The 2,690-nt window shown below is 59.4% G+C and carries 3 protein-coding genes; 2 read left to right on the top strand and 1 reads right to left on the bottom strand.

The window, feature by feature from the left end; genetic code table 11:
• Nucleotides 1–409, bottom strand: a 409-nt coding sequence (locus AC1D0Z_RS19170; protein WP_477659779.1) for a LysR family transcriptional regulator, incomplete at its 3' end; no start/stop codon positions are given.
• A 145-nt stretch (nucleotides 410–554) separates the two neighbouring features.
• Here AC1D0Z_RS19170 and gcl point away from each other — a divergent pair.
• Nucleotides 555–2,351: a glyoxylate carboligase gene (gcl, locus tag AC1D0Z_RS19165; protein ID WP_477659778.1), complete on the top strand. Its 1,797-nt coding sequence runs from the start codon at nucleotides 555–557 to the stop codon at nucleotides 2,349–2,351.
• A gap of 38 nt (nucleotides 2,352–2,389) precedes the next feature.
• Nucleotides 2,390–2,690, top strand: a 301-nt coding sequence (locus AC1D0Z_RS19160) for a TIM barrel protein (RefSeq protein WP_477659777.1), incomplete at its 3' end; no start/stop codon positions are given.

Here is a 2,690-nt window from a genome sequence, read left to right as displayed (position 1 = left end):
GTTCAACCAGACTCACATATCGGTCTTCGAAGTTCAGCTCGATTTGCAGTTTGGGGTGGAGCTGCATGAAACGCATGACCAGCGGCACCAGCACACGTCGCCCGAAGGCCACCGAAGTGGTAATTCGAAGACCTCCCTGGACCTGCGACTGCAACAACGCAGCTACGGTCTCTGCTTCCTCAACATGGTGAGCGATCAATTTGCACTTGGCGTAATACAGCGCACCAATCTCGGTGGGCGTGACGCCGCGGGTTGAGCGGTGTAGCAGCCGCGAACCGAGTTGCTTTTCCAGTTGCACTACCAGCTTGGTGGCCGAAGGCTGGCCCATACCCATGTCGGCCGCGGCTTTGCTGAAAGAGCCAAGGTCGACCACGCGAATGAAAAGCCTGATGGCCTGAATGCGATCCATGCGCGCAAGTAGACCACGGCGGCATCGGCCAGGCAATCATTTATTCCAGTTTGGAATAAGCGTAATGCACAGGACAGGGATTCCCGGCGGCCGCGAACGCCGCGACCATCCGTTCCAACGATCAGCAACCCTCAAGGAGATTTCAATGGCAAAAATGAAGGCCGCCATGGCCGCCGTTCTGGTGATGGAAAAAGAAGGAATTACACAGGCATTTGGCGTACCCGGCGCAGCCATCAACCCGTTTTATTCTGCGCTGCGCGAGCGCCAGTCGATCACACACATCCTGGCGCGGCATGTCGAAGCCGCGTCGCACATGGCCGAAGGCTACACACGCGCCAAAGCGGGGAATATCGGTGTGTGCATAGGCACCAGCGGCCCGGCCGGCACCGACATGATCACGGGGCTGTACTCTGCGATTGCCGACAGCATTCCGATTTTGTGCATCACTGGACAGGCACCACGAGCACGCCTGTACAAGGAAGATTTTCAGGCGGTCGACATCGAGTCCATTTCAAAACCGGTCACCAAGTGGAGCGTGACCGTGCGCGAACCGGCTTTAGTGCCGCGCTCGTTCCAGCAAGCCTTTCACCTGATGCGCTCGGGACGGCCCGGCCCTGTGCTGATCGACCTGCCTTTTGATGTGCAGATGGCCGAAATCGAATTCGACATTGACACTTACGAGCCGCTGCCGGTCTACAAGCCTGCCGCCAGCCGCAAGCAGATCGAAAAGGCGCTGGACATGCTGGCCGCCTCCAGCAAACCCCTGATCGTCGCCGGCGGCGGCATCATCAATGCAGACGCTTCCGATTTGCTGGTCGAATTTGCCGAACTCACCGGTGTGCCGGTCATTCCCACACTGATGGGCTGGGGCACCATTCCCGACGATCACCCTTTAATGGCGGGCATGTGCGGACTGCAAACCAGCCACCGCTACGGCAACGCCACCATGCTGGCCAGCGACTTCGTCATCGGCATCGGCAACCGCTGGGCCAACCGCCACACCGGCTCGCCCGAGGTGTATTGCAAAGGCCGCACCTTCGTGCACGTCGACATCGAGCCGACACAGATCGGGCGCGTGTTCAACCCGGACTTTGGCATTGTCAGCGACGCCAAGGCCGCGCTGCAATTGCTGGTGCAGGTGGCTCGCGAACGCAAGGCGGCCAAGAGCCTGCCCGACTATGGCAGCTGGGCGGCCCGCTGTGCCGAGCGGAAAAAGCTCATGCACCGCAAGTCCCACTTTATCGAGACCCCCATCAAGCCAATGCGTGTTTACGAGGAGATGAACAAGGTGTTCCCGCGCGACACCATTTACGTGACAACCATTGGCCTGAGCCAGATTGCCGGCGCGCAGTTTCTCAATGTGTACGGGCCACGTCAGTGGATCAACTGCGGCCAGGCAGGCCCGCTGGGCTGGACCATTCCCGCAGCTTTGGGCGTGGTGGCCGCCGACCCGACACGTACGGTTGTCGGGCTGTCCGGCGACTACGACTTCCAGTTTTTGATGGAAGAGCTGGCCGTGGGCGCGCAGTTCAACCTGCCCTACGTACAGGTGCTGGTCAACAACAGCTATCTGGGCCTGATCCGCCAGGCCCAGCGTGGTTTTGAGATGGACTACTGCGTGCAGCTGGCTTTCGMAAACCAGAATGTACCGGAAGGCGAAGGTGATCTGCGCAGCTACGGCGTGGACCACCAGGCCGTGGTGCAAGGCCTGGGTTGCAGGTCATTGCGTGTGACCGATCCTGAAAAAATCAGCGACGCCATGGTCGAAGCACAGGTGATGGCACGCAAATACCGGGTGCCAGTGGTCGTGGAAATCATCCTCGAAAAGGTCACCAACATCGCAATGGGCACCGAGATCGACAAGGTCAACGAGTTTGAAGACATCGACTGCCGCCACCCCAAGGGCCGTGAAGGTCTTGAACTGGCTGGCTTGCTCGAATAAACCTTCAGCAACAGTCAATACATTACCAGCGAGAAGCCATGCCTAAATTTTCCGCCAATCTCAGCATGCTTTATACCGAACATGCGTTCCTCGACCGCTTTGAACCGGCTGCCAAAGCCGGCTTCAAGGCCGTGGAATTTCTCTTCCCTTATGCGTTCAGCGCCGCCGACATCAAGGCCAGGCTCAATGGCAATGGTTTGCAGCTGGTGCTGCACAACCTGCCCGCGGGCGACTGGGAAGCCGGCGAACGCGGTATTGCCTGTCACCCCGATCGCGTGGAGGAGTTCCGCGCCGGTGTGGCCCAAGCCATCGCGTATGCCCAAGTTCTCGGCGTGGGTC

This window comes from Polaromonas sp. P1_E3, assembly GCF_056405935.1.
The sequence above is the reverse complement of the archived record's forward strand: the minus strand, read 5'-3'. Positions and strand labels throughout refer to the sequence as shown.